Source organism: Paenibacillus humicus NBRC 102415, from assembly GCF_004000905.1.
GTDB classification, from domain to species: domain Bacteria; phylum Bacillota; class Bacilli; order Paenibacillales; family Paenibacillaceae; genus Paenibacillus_O; species Paenibacillus_O humicus.
This window is the reverse complement of sequence record NZ_BIMD01000012.1, coordinates 32,102-51,202: the sequence shown is the minus strand read 5'-3', so window position 1 is coordinate 51,202 and position 19,101 is coordinate 32,102. Positions and strand designations below refer to the sequence as shown.

Annotated in this window: 17 protein-coding genes; 10 read left to right on the top strand and 7 right to left on the bottom strand. The window is 61.5% G+C overall.

What is annotated here, in order from left to right:
• The first annotated feature begins 166 nt into the window (after positions 1-166).
• The 5 genes from rpoN (at position 167) to PHU01S_RS10110 (ending at position 4,308) form a co-directional block, all read left to right on the top strand.
• Positions 167-1,468, top strand: a complete 1,302-nt coding sequence (gene rpoN / locus PHU01S_RS10130) for an RNA polymerase factor sigma-54 (protein ID WP_049868485.1) — start codon at positions 167-169, stop codon at positions 1,466-1,468.
• A gap of 315 nt (positions 1,469-1,783) precedes the next feature.
• Positions 1,784-2,263, top strand: coding sequence for a hypothetical protein (locus PHU01S_RS10125; protein WP_127507458.1), 480 nt, complete (start codon positions 1,784-1,786; stop codon positions 2,261-2,263).
• A gap of 19 nt (positions 2,264-2,282) precedes the next feature.
• Positions 2,283-2,975, top strand: a complete 693-nt coding sequence (locus PHU01S_RS10120; RefSeq protein WP_048746861.1) for a DUF2306 domain-containing protein — start codon at positions 2,283-2,285, stop codon at positions 2,973-2,975.
• Positions 2,976-3,012: 37 nt separating this feature from the next.
• Positions 3,013-3,600, top strand: coding sequence for a TetR/AcrR family transcriptional regulator (locus tag PHU01S_RS10115; protein WP_021879021.1), 588 nt, complete (start codon positions 3,013-3,015; stop codon positions 3,598-3,600).
• A 6-nt stretch (positions 3,601-3,606) separates the two neighbouring features.
• Positions 3,607-4,308 (top strand): VC0807 family protein, encoded by a 702-nt coding sequence (locus PHU01S_RS10110; protein ID WP_307721795.1) that lies wholly within the window; start codon positions 3,607-3,609, stop codon positions 4,306-4,308.
• A gap of 83 nt (positions 4,309-4,391) precedes the next feature.
• Here the strand turns inward: PHU01S_RS10110 and PHU01S_RS10105 are convergent, their stop codons facing one another.
• The gene (locus PHU01S_RS10105; protein ID WP_048745230.1) at positions 4,392-5,012 is read right to left on the bottom strand and encodes a DedA family protein; all 621 of its coding nucleotides are present in this window, start codon (positions 5,010-5,012) and stop codon (positions 4,392-4,394) included.
• A gap of 394 nt (positions 5,013-5,406) precedes the next feature.
• Entirely contained in the window at positions 5,407-6,867 is a 1,461-nt protein-coding gene (locus PHU01S_RS10100) for a catalase (protein WP_048745242.1), read from the bottom strand.
• 224 nt (positions 6,868-7,091) lie between these two features.
• Here PHU01S_RS10100 and PHU01S_RS10095 point away from each other — a divergent pair, with 224 nt between their 5' ends.
• The 5 genes from PHU01S_RS10095 to PHU01S_RS10075 all read left to right on the top strand — a co-directional run bounded on the left by PHU01S_RS10095 (position 7,092) and on the right by PHU01S_RS10075 (position 13,483).
• Positions 7,092-8,399 (top strand): MFS transporter, encoded by a 1,308-nt coding sequence (locus tag PHU01S_RS10095; protein WP_049868481.1) that lies wholly within the window; start codon positions 7,092-7,094, stop codon positions 8,397-8,399.
• Positions 8,374-9,288, top strand: coding sequence for a polysaccharide deacetylase family protein (locus PHU01S_RS10090; RefSeq protein WP_021879026.1), 915 nt, complete (start codon positions 8,374-8,376; stop codon positions 9,286-9,288). Before PHU01S_RS10095 ends, PHU01S_RS10090 begins: the two co-directional genes overlap by 26 nt.
• 242 nt (positions 9,289-9,530) lie before the next feature.
• A complete protein-coding gene (locus tag PHU01S_RS10085) occupies positions 9,531-11,051 on the top strand; it encodes an HD domain-containing phosphohydrolase (protein WP_307721794.1) in 1,521 nt (506 codons plus the stop codon).
• Positions 11,052-11,248: 197 nt separating this feature from the next.
• Positions 11,249-12,364, top strand: a complete 1,116-nt coding sequence (locus tag PHU01S_RS10080) for a hypothetical protein (protein WP_127507454.1) — start codon at positions 11,249-11,251, stop codon at positions 12,362-12,364.
• A gap of 9 nt (positions 12,365-12,373) precedes the next feature.
• Positions 12,374-13,483 carry a DNA alkylation repair protein gene (locus PHU01S_RS10075; RefSeq protein ID WP_048745228.1) on the top strand — a complete coding sequence of 370 codons (1,110 nt, stop codon included), beginning with the start codon at positions 12,374-12,376 and terminating at the stop codon, positions 13,481-13,483.
• Positions 13,484-13,691: 208 nt separating this feature from the next.
• Here the strand turns inward: PHU01S_RS10075 and PHU01S_RS10070 are convergent, their stop codons facing one another.
• The 5 genes from PHU01S_RS10070 to PHU01S_RS10050 form a co-directional block, all read right to left on the bottom strand.
• Positions 13,692-14,966 carry an MFS transporter gene (locus PHU01S_RS10070; RefSeq protein ID WP_127507452.1) on the bottom strand — a complete coding sequence of 425 codons (1,275 nt, stop codon included), beginning with the start codon at positions 14,964-14,966 and terminating at the stop codon, positions 13,692-13,694.
• 95 nt (positions 14,967-15,061) lie between these two features.
• Positions 15,062-15,511, bottom strand: a complete 450-nt coding sequence (locus PHU01S_RS10065; protein WP_049868478.1) for a MarR family winged helix-turn-helix transcriptional regulator — start codon at positions 15,509-15,511, stop codon at positions 15,062-15,064.
• A 154-nt stretch (positions 15,512-15,665) separates the two neighbouring features.
• On the bottom strand, positions 15,666-16,598 hold the full coding sequence (locus PHU01S_RS10060) for a methylenetetrahydrofolate reductase (RefSeq protein ID WP_049868477.1): 933 nt from the start codon (positions 16,596-16,598) through the stop codon (positions 15,666-15,668).
• 161 nt (positions 16,599-16,759) lie between these two features.
• Positions 16,760-18,124: a lytic polysaccharide monooxygenase gene (locus PHU01S_RS10055; protein ID WP_246029198.1), complete on the bottom strand. Its 1,365-nt coding sequence runs from the start codon at positions 18,122-18,124 to the stop codon at positions 16,760-16,762.
• 364 nt (positions 18,125-18,488) lie between these two features.
• Positions 18,489-18,995: a DinB family protein gene (locus tag PHU01S_RS10050; protein ID WP_048745227.1), complete on the bottom strand. Its 507-nt coding sequence runs from the start codon at positions 18,993-18,995 to the stop codon at positions 18,489-18,491.
• Between the last annotated feature and the right edge of the window lie 106 nt (positions 18,996-19,101).

Sequence of the window (19,101 nt, the reverse complement as noted above, 5' to 3'; positions counted from 1 at the left end):
AAAGGCAGCTGTCCCTGAGGGAAAGCGGCCGATCCGGAGAGAAAGCGGCTCGTACCGGGGAAAGCGCAGTGGAATCAAAGCGGGGAGCGGGACTGTTATCGTCCGCTCCCCTTAGGTATACTGGGGGCATGAAGCGCCGCGAGAGTCTGGATCAAGGAGGCGGAGGATGATGATGACAGGACTGGAGCTGCGCCAGGAGCAGAGGCTCAGGCTGGCCGTAACGCCGGAGATCAGGCAATCGATCCATATGCTGACGCTGCCCGCATGCGAGCTGGACAGCTATGTGCGGGAGCTGGCTGCGGAGAATCCGGTTTTGGAGTACGAGGGCACCCGCGCCGGAGGCGCCTTGCGCAGCGGCCGTGCATCCTCCTTCCCCGGGAATCCGCTCTCCCGCGCTGCAGAGGCCGAGCCGACGCTGGAGGCAGAGCTGGCCGGCCAGCTGCGGCTGCTGTCTCTGCCTCGGCGCATCCATCAGGCAGCAGCTTATATGGCGGGCAACCTGAACGACGACGGTTATTTGCAGCTGGATCTGGGCGAGATCGCCTCCGAGCTGGGACTGGATCAGGCGGAGGCGGAGGAAGCGCTCCGGTGGCTGCAATCGCTCCATCCCGCCGGGGTCGGGGCGAGGAGCCTGCAGGAGTGCCTCCTGCTCCAGATCGCCCGCGACGACCGGAGCCCGGCGCTGGCCGCCGTGGCGGTGGAGCGGCATCTGGACCAGCTGGCCGGCCAAAAGTGGGAGGCCGTCTCGTCATCCCTTGGCCTGAGCCGATCCAAGGTCATCGAGATCCGCGATTATATCCGCGGCTTGAGTCCGCGCCCCTGCGCAGGCATATGTCCAGGCAAACCGCAGACCATCATTCCCGATGCCCGAATCGAGCGCATGCCCTCCGGCTTCCGCATCGAGCTCAATGCCTCCTGGGAGCCGCGGCTGTCGGTGGATTCCGGTTACGGCCGGCTGCTCGGAGACAGGCTGGGGGAAGCGGGGGCCTACCTGGAGGCGTGCTACCGGTCGGCCTATGGGATCATGCAGAGCCTGGAGAAGCGCAGGCGGACGATACGCAGAGTCCTTCAAGCGATCATGGACGGACAGCCGGGCTTTCTGGAAGCGGGCGCTTCAGCCCTTCGGCCGATGACGCTTGCGGATATCGCGGCCGTCGTGCATCTGCATGAGTCGACGGTCAGCCGGGCTGTCAGCGGCAAATACGTACAGACGCCGCACGGCGTGTTCAGCTTCCGCTCGTTCTTCTCCGCCAGCCTGTCCCCGGACGGCGGCGATGGGACCGCAGCTGCGGCCGCGAAGCAGCGTCTCAAGGCCATGATCGGCGCGGAGAACAAGGCGCATCCCTGGTCGGACCAGCAGCTCGCGGCTTTGCTTGAGGGAGAAGGGATTGCCTTGTCCCGCCGGACCGTAGCCAAATACCGGGAAGAGCTCCGAATTCCGGCTTCTTCGGTCCGGAAGCGCCGATAATCCAAGAAAAGAGCATGCCTGGAGGCATGCTCTTTTTTTTGCGCGGACAGAGGTAGCAAAGGGGAAGAAAGCGGAGAAGCGCGGAGCGTTCTGCGGCAGCGGAAGGATAGGGCAAAATAAATCGTTTCTTTCATCCCCTCTTGACAGACCGCTGGTCGGTTTGTATTCTAGTAACAACAGACCGCTGGTCGGTATGGAAATTTATTAAAGCCTAAAGGGAGAGATAAGACATGACGCAGCAGCAATGGGATTCGATCGGCCGCTACACTTCCTGTAGACCGGCCGGTTTGACTCGGAGAAAGGAGCTGAGCTAGCATGCCAGCCATTTTGTCGCCGATCGTCATCTCCCTTCTCTTTCTCCTGATGCTGCGATCGCAGCTGAAAACCAGACTATTGAGCGCCAGGCTGTTCGTTCTTCCCATGCTGCTGCTGGGAGGCGCTCTCGCGGCTTCCTCCGGCGCTGAGGCTGGAGAGGGAGAAGGTATTCTGCTGCTGCTGGAAGCTTTGATGGGGATAGGCATCGGCCTGCTTCAGGGCCATCTGAGCCTGATCTTCCAAGAGGGCTCTGTGTGGGTCATACGGGGCTCCGTTGCGGGCGCGGCAGTCTGGCTCTTTTCCATTCCTTTGAGGCTGGGCATCGAGCTCGGCGCGGCCAGCGCATTCGGGATTCCAATGGAGCTGTCGCATGAGCTTCCCTTCGTGCCTTATCTGCTTGGCATCGGGGGAATATTCCTTGGACGTGCCCTTCTCGTAGCGCTGCGCTACCCGCGGCAAATGGCCCATCAGTCCATATGAGGCAGGAGGAGATCGAAGAATGACGTTGAAGTCGAGAATGGGAATCTGGTCGCTCACTGCCGCCGCGCTGCTGCTCGTGTTCGGCTATGTGCTGGTGCAGTACGGCATTGCGGGAGCGAGGCAGGCGGGGTTCGTCAATTACAAGCTGCAGTCGGCGGGGTTCAGCTACACGCCGTGGATCTACATGCTGTATGTCCACATCGTCACGGCAAGCGCCGCCATGCTCAGCGGCTTGTACGCGCTGCTGCGCCCTGCGGCCGGGCAGGCAGGGCGGACCCGCTCGCCGTCCTTGAGAAGGGCGCGGCTGCACCGGCTCGCCGGTCGGATTTATGCGGTTTCCGTAGCGCTCAGCAGCCTGGCAAGCCTGTATCTGGCCTTCAAGGCCAGCGGTGGCCGGATCGCCGGCGCCGGCTTCCTCCTTATGGACGCATTATGGCTGGCAACGACGATTCATGGCGTCAGGCAGGCGATGCTTGGCCGCATCGGGAAGCACCGCCGCTGGATGATCCGCAGTTATGCCCTGACCTTTTCAGGCGTATCCCTGCGTGTCCTGCTGGGACCTCTGGTGCTGCTGCTCGGCTCCTTCACACCGGCTTACCAGGCTGTGAGCTGGCTGTGCTGGCTCGTCAATCTGGCCGTCGCCGAGTGGATCATCCGCAGATCGAAGGGGCGCGACGTTGGGTTGACCGGACCGACGGTTGGTATACAATAAGAAGACCATAACCGACAGCTGAAGGAGAGGACGATATATGAACGAACCCGCAAGCCGAACCTCCAGCTTCCAGCTCATTTTGGATACGGCGGAGCAGATCATTCAGGAGAAGGGCTGCCGCCAGACGACGATGCAGGACATCATCGACCGCTCGGGGCTGTCGAAGGGCGCGATCTATCATTACGTATCGGGCAAGGACGAGCTGTTCGGCCTGATTCTGAAAGCCAAGATGGACCGGATGAACGAGAGCTTCAAGCAATCCGTATCGGAAGCGCCCAAAGGAGAGGCGACTCCTCCCATCCGCATGATCTCGGAGGCGATCCAGCGCAATACGGACCGGAATGCCGTCACCAACAAAATCTTTACGTATCTGCTCAGCCAAATCGACAATCCCAAAATCGAAGCCATGATGAACGAGCTTCACCGGTTCAATCTGGAGCTCAGCCGCCGCTGGATCGAGACCGGCCAACAGGCAGGGGCGATTCCGGGGGAGATCGACGCCGCGAAGATGGCCGGACTGTTCATCGTATTCAGCTATGGCATGCGGACGCTGGGGACGCTGGAACAAGAGGACGGATTGGCGTCGGCAGACATCTTTTCGCTGATCTCAAAGGCGCTTCGCTGATTCATCATGCAGCTTAAGTTCATTCGACAACGGGAGTGGATGGATTGGATGGCGGGTTCGAGAGTCAGGGCTCTGCGCCGGATTCCTGCCGGAGCGGCGGCGACGATCTTAATGAATGCGGTTTTGCCTTTTATGGCGTATCGTATCCTGAGCGAGGGCATGACCGGGCTGCAGGCGCTGCTGATCGCGACCTGCCTCCCGCTGCTGGAGCAGCTGTGGCATTTGACGCGGCGCAGAAAGCCGGACGCATTCGGCCTGCTTATGGCCGGGCTCTTCGTGCTGGGAGCGGGAGCGGCGCTGGCCGGAGGCGGCGAGCGGGCCGTGCTGCTGCGCGAGTCGCTGGTCACGGGAGCTGCCGGAGCCGCTTTCCTGCTGTCTCTGGCAGGACGGCGTCCGCTCGTCTACCGGCTGGCGGCGAGGTTCGTGCCGGCGGAGGATGCCGCAGCGATGGAGCAGAGATGGGAGCTTGCGGAATACCGCCGGGCCTCGCGGGTGTCGACCGTGTTCTGGGGAGGGCTGCTGCTGTCGGAAAGCCTGCTGAGGACAGGGCTGGTTTTCGTTCTGAGCGTCGAGACTTTTTTGGCCGTATCCGGCCTGCTCCTATATGGCGGGCTTGGACTTGGAGCCTTATGGAGTATGGCATACCGCCGGCGTACGCTGAGACGAATCGGCGCGGAGAGAGCCGGGCTGAAGGCTTCGGAAGCATGATGGAGTTAGCAGGACGAGGACTTGACGGCAAAAAAGCAGGAGGGGGCGAGGCCCCTCCTGCTTTTTTTGGCGATGCAGCGTCGTCAGCGGCGGCTCCTGCTCCTGCTCCGGCTGCGGTAGAACAAATAGACGGCTGCGGCGGCGCCTGCGGCGAGCAGTCCATAAACGACGTTGGAGAAGACGTCCATGAACCCGACGACCGATTCCCAGGAAGCTCCGACGGATGCGCCGACGCTTACAAGCACGATATTCCAGATGAGCGAGCCGATCGTCGTATACAGCAGGAACAGGGGCAGATTCATGCCCGACATGCCGGCCGGAATCGAGATCAGGCTGCGCACGAGCGGCACGAGCCGGCAGAGCAGCACCGCCCATGGGCCATAGCGGTCGAACCAGCGGTCGGCCTTGCGCACATCCTCCGGCTTGAGGCGCAGCCAGCGGCCGTACCGTTCGACGATCCGCTCCAGCCGCTCGGCATGGAGCCAGGCGCCGATTCCGTATAGGATCAGCGCTCCGGAGACGGAGCCGATCGTGGCGGCGATGACCACCCCTGTCACGGTGAGGCTGGTCTGTGTCGTCATGAATCCTCCGAACGTAAGAATGACCTCGGAGGGAATCGGAGGGAACAGGTTCTCGAGGGCGATCAGCAGCGCGACGCCGGCGTAGCCGAACTTGTCCATGACCTCCGTAATCCAGGCTTCCAAAAAAGCGCACTTCCTTTCGGGAGTCCCGCCTCGGGCGGCGGACATTGGTTTCCCCTTATACGCTTGATGCCGCCGCTTGGATTCAGAAGATGCTTCCATGGCGGCCGCTCGTCTCAGCCCCGCTCGATCGATGAACAACATCGAATGTTGCTGGAGGATGCTTCAAGCTGTCGCAAGCAAGCCGGTTCCATGCTGCATGAGGCTCAAATGTCGGGCTTCCATTCTGCACTCCAGAAGAACGGATTCCTCTTGTTCATCGAAAAAAAGGGCAGCCGCCAGTCCTGTTCAAGACTGGCGGCTGCCCTTTATACCGTTCCGAGGTGTTGGGGAAATAGGCTATCTATGTCCAAGGCGCTGTCTCCCGCCGGGTGGCGGAGGGAGACAGGAGGCCGAATCAGCCCAGATGCTGGAGATAAGGAGTGAGATCGACGCCCAGCTCCGCGGACAGCCGCTTGCCGAGCTCGGCATCGGCGCGGAAGAAGTTGCAGATCGCGCGCAGCTGTGTGGACGCCTCGACGGAGGCGAGATCGGCGGACAGGTTGCGGACAAGCGCATCCTGCTCGGCCGGGGAGTAGCGGCGGAACACTTGGCCGGCCTGGCCGAAGTCGTTGGTCTTGGCGATGCGCTGGCGTCCTGCGGCAGCTCCGGCTTCGAGAGGAGCGGCAGCTTCGGCATAGGCCGGATCCGGCTGAGGCGCGTCGAGGTGGCGGCTCGGCTCATAATTGACGGAGCCGCTGAACTTGCCGTGCTGCATGGCGCCGTCACGCTGGTTGTTGCTCACCTGGGCGAACGGGCAGTTGACCGGCAGCTGCAAGTAGTTCGGTCCGATCCGGTAACGCTGCGTATCGGAGTAGGAGAAGAGGCGTCCTTGGAGCAGTTTGTCCTCGGACGGCTCGATGCCCGGGACGACGACGCCGGGATTGAAGCCGACCTGCTCCGTTTCGGCAAAGACGTTGTCGGGATTGCGGTTCAGCTCCATCGTGCCGACATGCACGTAAGGGATATCCTCCTCGAACCAATCCTTGGTCGGATCGAGCGGATCGAAGTCGAAGGAATCGAGATCGGCCGGATCGAGGATCTGGACGAACAGATCCCATTCCGGGAAGTCGCCGCGGTTAATGGCGTCGATAAGGTCGCGCGTGGCGTGGTTGAAGTCGCGGCCCTGAATCTCCGACGCCTGCTCGGCGCTGAGGCTGCGCACGCCTTGCTTCGGCACCCACCGCAGCTTGGTGTACACGCGGTTGCCATGCTCGTTCACCCATTTGAACGCATGGACGCTGGAGCCGCGCATCTCGCGGTAGTTCGCGGGAATGCCTTCGTCGGAGAACAAATGCACCAGCATGTTGGTGGACTCGGGAGTCAGCGACATGAAATCCCAGTAGCGGTCGGCTGTCTGCAGGTTCGTGCTTGGATCCGGCTTCAGGGAGTGGACCATGTCCGGGAACTTCATCGCGTCGCGGATGAAGAAGACCGGCAGGTTGTTGCCGACAAAATCGTAGTTCCCCTCCGTCGTATAGAACTTGACGGCGAAGCCGCGAGGATCGCGCAGCGTCTCGGGGGAATGCTGGCCGTGGATGACGGTGGAGAAGCGGACGAAGACCGGCGTCTCGGTTCCGGCATCCTGCAGGAACGCCGCCTTGGTCCAGCGCTTCATGCTGGCCGCCGTGCGGAATACGCCATGCGCGCCTGCGCCGCGGGCATGGACGACGCGCTCAGGCACGCGTTCCCGGTCGAAATGGGCCAGCTTCTCCAGCAGCTGGTAATCCTCCAGCAGCGTCGGGCCGTTCTGTCCGGCAGTTCTGGAATTCTGGTTGTCTCCGATCGGGACACCCTGGTTCGTCGTAAGTCTGTTCATCGCAAGCTCCCCTTCCTTCGGCTCGAATTTTTCGGCATAAGCGCCCATGTATGAGTTCATTCTGTTGCCATAAACTTTATACGTTTCTAATTTGATAGTCAATACTTTTTTATAATGATTATAATAAACTTATGGAAGGATTTTTCTGGAAGACCGTGAAGTAATATAGAGCATCGGGAGCCGCTGCGGAGCTGCCGCAATTCCATCAGCCGGGAGTGTGAATCATGTCGTCCAAACGCGTGAATTCCACCTTTATGTACGCGCTAGGAATGTTCGCCATCATGGTGCCCAGCCAGGCTTTCACGTCGTTCTACAGTTATTACTACGTGGAGAAGCTGGGGCTCGGCATCGGTCTTGCGACGCTGGCCCGATCGGTCTATCTCGTATGGGATGCGGTCAACCAGCCGCTTCTCGGCTACTGGTCCGACCGGACCCGGTCTCCCCGAGGCCGGCGCAAGCCCTGGCTCTATGGAGGACTCCCCGCATTCGCCATCCTGTTCGTGCTGATGTTCTCCGTCCCGCCCGGGCTGTCCGGAGCCTCGGCTGCCGGAGAGCTGTTCTGGTGGTTTCTGATCGTGCTGATTTTGTTCGAGAGCGCTTCATCCGTCCTTTGGGTCAATTACGGCTCCCTCCTTCCCGAGCTGTTCGCCGGAGCCGCGCTCCGGGCCAAAGCCTCCGCCGTCCAGCAGAGCTTCCAGATGCTGGCCATCCTGATCGGCACGGCGGCCACGCCGCTGCTGTTCAAAGCGGTCGGCTTCAGCGGCATGTCTGTCGCATACGCCGCTCTCTTCCTTCTATGCATGCTCGTCTTTCTGAAGCATCTGCAGGAGAGCCCCGCAGCCCGCGTCCCGTCTCCGCTGCCGCTGCGGCAAGCTTTCCGCGAAACGCTGCGCAACCGCAATTTCTGGATTTTCCATCTGGCGAATTCGTTCGCCCAAACGGTGAACGGGCTGCTCAGCTCCATGATTCCGTTTTATGCCAAGTATGCCCTGCATATTCCGGAGAGCCAGGTTTCCATTCTGCTTGCCTCCGTATTCGTTTCCGTCATTCCGCTGGTCGCGGTCTGGTATCTCATTGCCCGGCGTCTCGGCGGCTTGCGCAGCTGGCGGCTGTCGCTTGCCGTGTACGGAGTCACGGCGATTCCGCTCTGGTTCGCGGGAAGCCTGGGGACGGGGATCGCGGCGGGAATCTCGATCGGCTTCGGTCTGGCCGGATTTCTGGTGACTCCGGCGGTGCTGAACGGGCATATCATCGATCAGGATGCGGAGCGCACCGGGCGGCGGCGGGAGGGGGTCTATACCGCAGTCGGAGGGTTCATCAACCGTTCCAGCGGGCTCATATCCGCTGTGGCTTTCTGGATTGTAGGCCGCATGTTCGGCTATGTCAGCGGCCATGACCCGGGACCGGATCCGGAGCAGGCCTTCCGCTGGCTGATCAGTCTCGTGCCGTTCGGCCTCATGGCCGTATCGCTGGCGATATCATTGCTGTACCGGGAGGAGAAGCGGCATGGGGAGCAAAAAGCTGATTCTTAACTGCGACGACTTCGGCCAAAGCCGGGCCGCCAACGAAGCGATCATTTGCCTGCTGGAGGAGAAGCTTGTCTCTTCGGCCACAATCATGGCGCCTGCCCCTGCATTTTCCGAGGCGGCGGCATGGTGCAGGCGGACCGGCGCCGTCAATATCGGGGCCCATCTGACCTTCACGAGCGAATTTCCCGGGTACAGATGGGGCAGCCTCACCGGAGGCAGGTCTCTGCAGGACGCGGAAGGGTACTTGCATCTCACCGTGGAGGCGTTCGAACGCCGCGTCGATGCGCGCGAGCTTCGCACGGAGATGAGGGCGCAGTTCGATGCGATCCGGGAGGCGGGCATCCCGGTCTCCCATGCGGACAATCACATGGGCAGTCTGTTCGGCCTCGCTACGGGCAGAAGCTTTCTCCCGATGGCGCTGCGGGAATGCTCGCGGAGAAGGCTGCCGTACCGGTTGTTCCGCCGGATCTGGGAGCGGGATCAGTTCCTGGCTTCGATACCGGGAGCCCAAGGAATATTGGATAAGGTCCTCGTGCTGGCGGATGCCTTGAATGTTCCCGTTCCCGACTATCTGGTCAGCCATTCCTATCATGCGGAGCCCGGAGAGACGTACGATTCCTTCAAGGAGATGATGATTCGCAAGCTGTACGCCCTGCCGGAAGGCATTGTCGAGACGTATATCCATCCCGCCGTGCCCGATCCGGCGATGGCCGCCATCATACCTTCCTGGGAAAAACGGGAGTGGGAATTCCTGCTTCCGCAGGATGCCGACTTCCGTTATGCGATCCGGGATGCCGGCATCGAGCTGACGACTTATGCGGAAGTCGACCGGGTGCAGCGTCAGCCGAGGCTGCGCTCCTGGTGCCGTCTTTGGCGCTTATTAGGAAAATAAGCAAGAAAAGGCTATTATTCGACAAACAATCATTAATTTCGCCAAAATCTAACAAAATACAACTCTACGGGCGATAATAAGGAGAGCAATAGGTCCGGCACTGAGGCTGGGACCCTCTTCGCTCATGTAAGGTGCTCCGAGGCAAGGCGCACGGAATCGAGGTCTTCATGTTGTCCAGCAGCTACCGTCATTTTCAACGGAATCTTATCCGCAATTATTGGGCTGGCTCTCTCCTGGCCGTTTTGGGTGTAGGAGGAGCTGTCATATGGATTACGCTCGGCGTCGAGGGCGAGCAGCTGGCCGTTGTGACCGCCGTGCTGCTCGTATCCTTGCTGATCATGGGATCGTTGGAGGGACTTGTGTTCCGCAGCCATCTGAAGCCGATCCGCAAGCTGTTCATGGCGGATCAGTTCAGTGAAACGGAGATCCGCGCAGCTTATCTGAGAGCCCACCGCCTGCCGATGCTCGCCGTGTTGCGAATCATAGGGCCGCATTTGTTCGGCTTCATAGTACCCGCTCTCATCTTGGCCTCCATCAGCGTGGAATTCGGCTGGCTTACCCTCAAGCCCTACTTCCTGAGCATTGCCGCGATCGCTTCGTTTCTCGTCGCCTGCCTGCATGCGCTCGTGGAATTTTTCCTGACGGTCCAAGCGGTAAGGCCGGTGCTTGTGCAAATCCGCGACTGTGCCGTCAAGGCGGGAATCAGCGGCCTGTCGCTTGAAGGCAAGGTGCTGGTGCCGATCCAGCAGAAATTCCAACTGAGCGTATTCGTCATCGGAACGCTGCCCGTCATCCTGTTCCTGCTCTCCACGCAGATCCGCCAGACTGTCCACGGCAGCGGCCATCACAATCAGGATTGGGGCTGGTCGGGATTCGTCCTGATCGTCAGCCTGGGCTTCGCTTCCTTTGCCGCCTGGCTGCTCGGTCGCAACATCAAGCAGCCGATCGAGGAGCTGTACGGGACGATGCAGCAGGTCCGCCGAGGCGATCTGGGCGCTACCGTTCCGGATCTGTACTCGGATGAATTCTCCCGGCTCGTCGACGGGTTCAACGATATGATCCGCAGCCTGGAGGAGCGCGCCAAGATGAACGAGCAGCTGCTGCAGAGCTACTTCTCGACGCTTGCCGCCGCGCTCGATGCCCGTGATACCTATACGGCGGGCCATTCCGACCGGGTGGCGGGGTACGCGCTCATGATCGGACGCTCCGCCGGCCTGAATGCATGGACGCTAGATGCGCTGCACAAGACCGCTCTCCTGCATGATATCGGCAAGATCGGGGTCCGGGACAGCGTGCTGCTCAAGGAAGGCCGCCTGACCGACGAGGAGTTCGACCAGATCAAGCTCCATACCGTTATGGGCGAGAACATCCTGAGGCAGATCGAGCCTGCCGAGGCGATGGCCGCCTTCCTGCCCGGCGTCCGATCCCATCATGAACGCTATGACGGCCAAGGGTACCCGGACGGCCTGAGCGGGATGGATATTCCGATGATGGGCAGAATCATCGCCGTGGCCGACGCCTTCGATGCGATGACTTCCGACCGCCCTTACAGGCGCGGGATGCCGATCGACCGTGCGCTCCGGATTCTGGAGGAAGGCAGCGGCACCCAGTGGGACCCGGAGTATGCCAAGCTGTTCATCGATGCGATGGGCGGAGTGGGTCAATCCGGCACGTCCGATTCGGATTCTTCCGCTCGCGCAGGCGGGCTTTTGCCCGGCGGGAAAATGGAAGAACGGGGACTGGGGAAGCGGAAGAGCTCCTGACGGAGCAAGGTTTTCGGCAATCGGCCGGGCGGGCAGCCCGGTTTTTTTGCATTTCCGCTCTACTAGCCGGATTTCGGCGTCTAACGCTTGAGGCGAGGCTGCGTTGATGAATTTTTTGTTTCCTGACAACAAGCTGTCAGCATTGCATGGGTATAATGGGAAGAAGATCGGCATGAGGAAAAGCGGGGAGAAGAAAAATGGCGGGAATGGACCATGCCGGATGGGAACGGTATCGCGGCAGCAGCCCGCTGCAGAGAGCGGATTGCGGCGGAGAAGGCAGCAGCCGATGGAGCTGGCCCGCTCAAGGCTCGGCCATGGCTGAGCTCGGCGGTTATGGGCTGCAAGGGCTGGATCGCCTGCGCCGCCCGGATGCGTTCGTCCGTGCGGCGGAAGTGATGGCGTCGTTGCCGGAGCGGGACCGGTACGAGCGCGGCGAGCTGCTTGTCCCCGGCTTGCTGCTGAAGAGCTCGGGGAGACTGCAGGAATATTACGCTCCCCATAATGAAATCGCAAGCAGCCGGGCGAAAGTTCTGATTGCCGGACTCACTCCCGGCTGGAGGCAGATGGAAATCTCGCTTCGGACGATGCGCCGCGCCTTGCTCGATGGCCGGGATGCCCCCGGGGCTTGTCTGATGGCCAAGCGGGAAGCGAGATTCGCCGGATCGATGCGGCGCGACTTGCTGGCCATGCTGGAGCGGCTCGGCCTTCCCGGCAAGCTGGCGGAATGGGAAGCGGCGGAGAGCGCGGCTCGTGAACCGGCTGGCAAGCATTCGCCAGCCTCCGACGGGCTTGCTGGTTCTCCGGCCGGCCTTGACGGGCATGAGGCTGCGGATGGAATGAAGGAGCAGAATTCTGCCGCGCAGGCACACCTGCATTTCCCGGCAGGGGAGCCGTTTGCCCTGCTGGATCACCGCTTGGTCCATACGACATCGGTGCTGCCTTGTCCGGTATTCATGGACGGGGCGAATTACTCGGGCCATCGTCCGCCGCTGAGACGAAGCCCGCTGCTGGCCGAGATCATGATTGGCCATATGGGGACCGAGCTGAGCTCGATGCACAAGCCTCTGATCATTCCCCTCGGCCGCGCCGTCGAGGAGGCGCTGCGGCTGCTTGCCGCAGACGGATGGCTTTCCGAAGCTCAAGTGCTCTGGGGCTTTCCGCATCCGTCGGGCGCCAATGGCAGCCGCCATTCGCAGTTTGAAGCCGCACTGCCCGGCATGCTGGAGCGCATGCGGGATTTCAAGCCGGATTTTGCCTATCAGTCTCCTGCAATGGGAGCTGAGCGGTCTTTATTAAACCTAGAGGAGTTGTGAAGCCGAACGATGGAGCCGCTGCGCAATTTGTACACCGATGAGAAGCTTGAAGCCGTCGCGGATACGCTCCGCAAGCTGGAGCCGGCCTTTCCGGCGGGACGGTTCATGGACCTGGTTCACCGCGACCCCTGGGGGGAGGCTCCGTTCAAGGAAAGGATGAGGCTCGTCACGCTCGCGCTGCGGGACACGCTGCCGGAATCGTACGAAATGGCTCTGCATCTCTTATGTCAGGCGGCGAAAGAGTTCCGTGGCGTCGAATATATCTTCTTTCCCGATTTCATCGAGCTTAGAGGCATGGAGAAGCCGGAGCATGAGCCGGCCTCCCTCGCGGCATTGGCCGAGATCAGCCGGTATTCGACATCGGAATTCGCGATTCGTCCGTTCCTGCAACGCCGCCCGGAGGCCGTCATGGAGCGGCTCGCGCTCTGGTCCAAAAGCCCCGACGAGCATGTCAGGAGGCTCGCAAGCGAAGGCTGCCGCCCGCGGCTTCCTTGGGGGACGAGGCTGCCCGTGTTCGTCCGGAATCCCGAGCCTGTGCTCAGCCTGCTGGAGACAATGCTGGACGATGCCAGCGAATATGTCAGGCGCAGCGTTGCCAACAATCTCAACGATATCGCCAAAGACCACCCGCAGCGGGTGCTGGAGCTGGCTGTCCGCGAGATCGGAAGCTCGGCCCGGACGGACTGGATCCTGAAGCACGGCTGCCGCACCTTGCTCAAGCAGGGATTGCCGGAGGCGCTGGCGCTGTTCGGCTATCCGGCCGCGGCCGATGCCGGCGTGGAGCGGTTCCGCATCCTGACGCCGTCGGTAGAGTTCGGGGGCGAGCTTGAATTTTCCTTTGAAGTGCACAATCGGGGAGAATATTCCGTGCCGCTGCGGATCGAATATGAGATCGGCTTCGTCAAGGCAAGCGGCAGCCTCTCGGGCAAGCGGTTCAAGCTGTCGGAGCGCAGCTACCCGCCGGGAATTTCCGCCGTCGCCCGGCATCATGCCTTGAAGCCGATCACGACCCGCCGCTACTACCCGGGCGTCCATGCCCTGAAGGTGCTGGTCAACGGCGTCGAGCTCGCGGCCGGACCGTTCGAGCTGACGATGCCGGCGGCAGAAGCGCGCGCATAATCCGAAAGCCCGGCTATGGATGAAGGTCATCCGCAGCCGGGCTTTCTTGCCGTGATCCCACTATGCAGGCTCCCGCCTTGGAGCCAGAGGCCGGGGAGCCGGTCGCCGGCCGTCCGCAAGGCCGACTATAGGGAGGCGGAGGCTCAGGAATAAGGACCAGAGGCGAGGAGCAGGCTGGGGCCGTGCTTTAATCTCTTTTCAAGCCTATTCAAGCCCCCAGGCTGCCGCTAACCGTTCCGGCGGCCCGGATACGGACGGCCATGAGAGCCGCGAACAGGCAGGCGAAGCCAGCCATCGCGAATGCGACGGTATAGCTGCCCATGAAATCCCGGATCAGGCCGGCGCCATAAGCGGCCGTTGAAGCGCCGATCTGGTGGAAGACGACGATCCAGCCGAAGATCATGCCGGATCTCTCTTTGCCGAACGCCTCCGCGGCCAGCTTGACGGTGGGAGGGACCGTGGCGATCCAGTCCAGTCCGTAGAAGACGGAAAAGATCAGCAGGTTGACGGGGCTTGCATGGAGGGCGTATGGCAGGAAGAGCAGGGACAGTCCGCGCAGCCCGTAGTACCAGAACAGCAGCCGGCGGCTGTCGAACCGGTCGGACAGCCAGCCCGACAAGGTCGTCCCGACGAGGTCGAACATGCCCATGAGCGCCAGCAGCCCGGCGGCCGTCACGGCGGCGATGCCGGCATCGCCGCAGGCGGGAATGAGGTGGGTGCCGATCAGGCCGTTGGTCGAGAACCCGCAGAAGAAAAAGGTGCCGGAGAGCAGCCAGAACACCGGCGTCCGGGCCGCATCGCGCAGCGCCTGCAGCGGGCCGAGGAACACATTGCCGCGGAACGGTTCTGGCGGCGATGTGTCGTCGGATCCGTAAGGGGCGAGACCAGCCTGATGAGGATGGTCTTTCATGAACAGGGCGACGAGCAGCAGGACGGCAATGACCGCTGCGACCGCCGCAAGCACCGCCGTTCTCCATCCGGAGCCGACGGTGATCTTCGCCAGCAGCGGCAGGAACAGCAGCTGGCCGGTGGCGGCGCTGGCGGTCAGCATGCCGACGACGAGTCCGCGGCGCTTGACGAACCACCGGCTGGCGACGGTCACCCCGAGCACATTGGCCATCATGCCGGTGCTGAGGCCGGACAGGACGCCCCACAGCAGCTCGAATTGCCATAGGCGGGTGATGAACGGAGTCAGAGCCAGGCTTGCGGCGAGAGCGGCCAGAGAGAGCACAACGACACGCTTGATGCCGAATCGGAGCAGGAGGGCGGCCGAGAAGGGGCCGGCCAGTCCGTAGAGCAGGATTCCGATGGAGACGACGCCCGAGATGCTGCCCCTGCTCCAGCCGAATTCGTTCTGGAAGGGGAGCATGAACAGGCTCGGCATGGAGCGGACGCCTGCGGACACAAGCAGCGTGACGAATGTGACGGCCAGCACGAACCAGCCGTAATGGAGCGGCTTTGCTTGCGGAGAATTGAGGTTCAAGAATCAGACCGCCTTTAATTTTAGTTGTACATACAATATATGAAAACGAATCTCCGCAAGTCTTGCAGCTTGGCGAAGTCCGGATTTAAGGGCGGTTATTCCAGCGTTCCGCTGGCGGTCTTCAAATCTTCCGACAGCTTGCGGGCCATCTCGGGTCCGAGCAGCTCCTCGTAGCGGACGCGAAGGCTGCGGGAAGCCTCGACGATCGTATCGCCAAGCTCCAGTCCTTTGGGCGTCGGATAGACGCGGACGGTTTTGCCGTCGACACGGCGCTCGGCAAGCCGCCGAATCTCCAGCTTGTCGATGAAGCGGGTCAGAGTGGAGGGCGCGATGGAGAGCTTGGAGGCCAGCTCCTTCTGCGAGATGCCCGGCGATCCATTGACGAGGCGGATGACATAGCCGTACATGGGCGTCAGTCCGGTCGGCGCAAATTCCTCCTCCGCCATTCGGGTGATGGCGCGTCCGAGACGGTTGGCGGTGAAGAACAGGCATGTATCCAGGAAGCCGTCATCCGGTCCCTGTTGAGCTTGAGGATTGGTATCCATGGATCAACCATCTCCTTTCAATTTTGTATGTACAACGAATATAATGGGGTAGGGCTTCGCTGTCAATGGGCGCGGACGGCACAATGAAAAAAAGAGCGCCGAGGCGCTCTTCGTCCTGCAAACCCGCCAGCTGCCTTCTGCCTGAGGCAGGGCTTCAGCGTCTCATATCGGATTTGATGTCCTTCACCAGCTGAATGGAAGCTTCGATCTCGACCTTGCGGGTTGATACGCTCTCGATGCTGCAGCCGATCGGGATGCCCTTCTCCAGGCCGAACTGATACAGCTCGCGGAAGGTCTCCCGCGAGAGCTGGACCGATTTGTCCAGAATATCGTGGGAATGAATCAGCTCGTTCTCGAGCCACTTGGGGATGCTGATGCCGAGCCACTTCATGAACTCCAGCGTTTTCGCGGAGCCGCATGGCGCCAGATTGAACAGAATCGGCGCCATGCCGATGCCGTTGTCGCGGCAGTGGTAGTAGTAGTCGGACAGAAAGCTTTTGGACGCCTCCACGTCGTAGGTCGCCTGGGAGATGAAGAAGGCGCAGCCGGACTCCTGCTTGTGGAGCGCGCGCAGATGCTCGTCTCCCTTGCCCCGGTGCCGTTCCGGGATGACGACGCCGCCGAGCATCAGCTTCTCGTTCAGGCTGGTGCCCAGACGATAGGCTTCGGGCAGCTTGACCTGCACCTGCTGCCTGCTCGACGAGGCGCCGACGAACACCGAATAACGCTGCTCGTCGCGGTTCTGGTGAATCCATTCCTCCAGCTCGCTTCGGCTCCCGCCGGCGACGCAGTGGTAGATGACAGCCGGAAGGCCGAGCTCCTGCTGGAGATAGTCCCGATAATAGGCGGTCGGATCAAGCGAGGCCAGATAGGGGAAGGGCCGGTCCTTGTCGGTGCGCTGGGCTTCGTCCTGGACGTCGTACAGCACGAGGCCGTCGAGGCCGATGCCCTGCAGACGCTCGATCTGCTTGTCGGCGATTTCCCTCACCTTCTCCGCCGGATGCGTATTTTTGGGCGGGGTCATGCCGTAGGTGATGATGCCGCTCTGCCGGCTCAGCAGCTTGTCCTTAAGGGTGGGGGTACTCATGAAGGGCCTCCTTGTGCCGCGCTTGCTAGTCTTTTACCTAGTTTAGCACTTCGAATACCTGTCTTGATATTCCTTTTCCGAATAGCTGGTTATAGGCCGAAAAAGCCCCTGCCGGAGGCAGGGGCTCTTCGCTATTCTCCTTTTTTGGATCGGAAGCCTCGTCAGGTTTGCAGCAGCCACAGGGCCGGCGTCGATGGCGGCTCCCAACCTGTCAGGGAGGTGTGGTTCTGGCGGCAGGAATACGTCTTGCCGCCGTAAGTGACGAGATCGCCTATTTTATAGGCGACGCCAGCGGCCCAGGCTTGAGGGCCGGTCGGCGGCGTCGTGGAGTCGGAAGTCTTGCCGGCAACGGTCGCCGACGGGCTGACGTTGCCGGCCGCATCGACAGCCTGCACGCTCAGAGTGTAGGAGGTGCCGGCGCTGAGGCCGCTCACCTTGTACTCGAGCGTCGTACCGGAGACGGTGGCGACCAGGGTGGAGCCGTTGTAGATGCGGTAGCCGGTGACGCCTACGTTATCCGTCGAAGCGCTCCACATGAGCGAGATGCTGGAGGCGTCGAAGGTATGGATATGAAGGCCGCCAGGCACGGTCGGAGCCGTCGTGTCCGGCGTGGAGCCCGTCGGCGTCGTGACGTTCAGGGGGGCGCTGGAAGCGCTGGCGTTGCCTGCGGCGTCAACGGCCTGGACCGTGAAGCTGTAGGCGGTGCCGGCCGTCAGGCCGGTTGCCGTGTAGGTCGTCGTGGAGCCGGACACGGTGGCCAGCAGCGTCGTGCCGCGATAGACTTTGTAGCCGGTAACGCCGACATTGTCGGAGGAGGAGTTCCAGGCGAGGCCTACGCTGGTGGAAGATACCGTCGTGGAGCGCAGGTTGCCCGGGACAGATGGAGCTGTCGTGTCGGCCGGCGTGCCGCCGCCGTTCGTCAGGTTGACGTCGATGGCTTGGTAGAAGGCGTTGCCGGTGTCCGCGATTTCCCAGACGCCGAGGATGACGTAGTAGCCGCTGCGGTCGGTCGGCACGCTGCAAGTATGCGTGACGGTGGCTTCAGGCTGCTTGCCTGTATCCTTGATGTAGCAGAACTGCTCAAGATCCGCTCGGGCGATCGCCTTGTTCGGATCCCAGCCTTTTTTGGTGATGTAGTATTTCCATTCGGCCGTGGCATGGCGGGCCGTCAGCTTCCACGTGAACGTGTTCGAGCCGCCGCTCAGGTTGACTTTGCTCCAGCGCGTCGCGGATTGCACATTCATCTCCGGGAAGGCGCCTGCGCCCGTAATTTGGCCGTCGGCCGGGCCGCCTGTCGGGAAGTTGCCTTTGGCCTCAAGACTCTGAGGCTCGTACTGAATCGCGCCGCAGCCGGTGTTGACGCCGGTGCTGCACAGCTTGGAGCGGCTGGACGGGGAATCGATATAGCCATGCGCGGAGGCGCTTCCGGCAAAGGCTTTGGCGCAGGCGAGGGCCAGCAGCATCAACGCGAAAGCGGCTGCCAGCTTCCAGATGAACATGCGGCTGTCATTCATTCGTACACTCATTAATCATGCCTCCTGTAAGATGGATAAATGAAGTTCCTTCTGTCTGATCCGTGGCGGGAACGGGGTTCCTCCGGGTCGGCGACAGGCCTCCTTTGCGCTAAAGTGGGAGACATTGGAAGGTCTCTTGCTACCACAATAAGGCATTTAACGTGAAAGCAATAGGGGAAAAATATTCCTAGCAGGGGGTAAATAATGCTTCATCCAGACGAAGCGAAAGGAAATGCCGCCTTTGCCGCTCTTTTCGGCGGGAGGCGGTTTTTTGCTTCGGCGAATGCCATAGGAGCATGCGCGCAAAAAAGACCGTATCCGCCTTAGGCGGGATACGGTCTATCTAATTCCAGCAAGCTTCGGCAAGTGATGTCGGTCAGCTTCCGCTCTTCAGGCCTGCGGCAACCTCCCGAATCTGATCCAGGTGGCGCGCTTCATGGAGCGGAATCAGCTCCACCCATTGCTTGGCGCTCATCGGCCCGAACGCAGGGTGGTCGAAGCCGTGGCTGTCCATGGCGTCGGTGCCTATCGACGAAGCCAGAGCTTCGAGCGTGCGCTGCCGCGCGCCATGGAGAGCCTCCAGCGCATCTGCGAGCGTATGGTAGCGCCCGGAAGGCTCGGCCTGGCTTGGAGCTTGAAGCTTGCGGGAGCGGTCCTTGACGAGCTCCAGCGGGGCAGGGCGGAGATCGGCGCGTTCCGGGGCCAGCAGCGAGGCCTCGATGCCCTTGACGATGCGCGCCTCCAGCAGCGACAGATGCTCGAGGATCTCCATGACGGACCAGCCGCCTCCCGCGGGCTTCTGCGTCAGCAGATCAACGGGTATGGCATGGACCTCTTCCACAAGCTCCGAACGGGTCATTTCCAGGGAGTCGATTACATTCATGGTCACAGCTCTCCTTTTTTGGGGGACAGGCTGCAGGCTCAGGCTTTGAGACGCTGCTCCTGCTCTTCTTCTTCTTTGCAGGCAAGCCGGTCTGCAAACGCAAATG

Excerpts from the sequence above, each read along its gene's own strand:
- rpoN (WP_049868485.1), top strand. The coding sequence starts at position 167 with ATGATGATGACAGGACTGGAGCTGCGCCAGGAGCAGAGGCTCAGGCTG.
- PHU01S_RS10125 (WP_127507458.1), top strand. The coding sequence starts at position 1,784 with ATGCCAGCCATTTTGTCGCCGATCGTCATCTCCCTTCTCTTTCTCCTG.
- PHU01S_RS10120 (WP_048746861.1), top strand. The coding sequence starts at position 2,283 with ATGACGTTGAAGTCGAGAATGGGAATCTGGTCGCTCACTGCCGCCGCG.
- PHU01S_RS10115 (WP_021879021.1), top strand. The coding sequence starts at position 3,013 with ATGAACGAACCCGCAAGCCGAACCTCCAGCTTCCAGCTCATTTTGGAT.
- PHU01S_RS10110 (WP_307721795.1), top strand. The coding sequence starts at position 3,607 with ATGCAGCTTAAGTTCATTCGACAACGGGAGTGGATGGATTGGATGGCG.
- PHU01S_RS10100 (WP_048745242.1), bottom strand. The coding sequence starts at position 6,867 with ATGAACAGACTTACGACGAACCAGGGTGTCCCGATCGGAGACAACCAG.
- PHU01S_RS10095 (WP_049868481.1), top strand. The coding sequence starts at position 7,092 with ATGTCGTCCAAACGCGTGAATTCCACCTTTATGTACGCGCTAGGAATG.
- PHU01S_RS10090 (WP_021879026.1), top strand. The coding sequence starts at position 8,374 with ATGGGGAGCAAAAAGCTGATTCTTAACTGCGACGACTTCGGCCAAAGC.
- PHU01S_RS10080 (WP_127507454.1), top strand. The coding sequence starts at position 11,249 with ATGGCGGGAATGGACCATGCCGGATGGGAACGGTATCGCGGCAGCAGC.
- PHU01S_RS10075 (WP_048745228.1), top strand. The coding sequence starts at position 12,374 with ATGGAGCCGCTGCGCAATTTGTACACCGATGAGAAGCTTGAAGCCGTC.
- PHU01S_RS10065 (WP_049868478.1), bottom strand. The coding sequence starts at position 15,511 with ATGGATACCAATCCTCAAGCTCAACAGGGACCGGATGACGGCTTCCTG.
- PHU01S_RS10060 (WP_049868477.1), bottom strand. The coding sequence starts at position 16,598 with ATGAGTACCCCCACCCTTAAGGACAAGCTGCTGAGCCGGCAGAGCGGC.
- PHU01S_RS10055 (WP_246029198.1), bottom strand. The coding sequence starts at position 18,124 with ATGAGTGTACGAATGAATGACAGCCGCATGTTCATCTGGAAGCTGGCA.
- PHU01S_RS10050 (WP_048745227.1), bottom strand. The coding sequence starts at position 18,995 with ATGAATGTAATCGACTCCCTGGAAATGACCCGTTCGGAGCTTGTGGAA.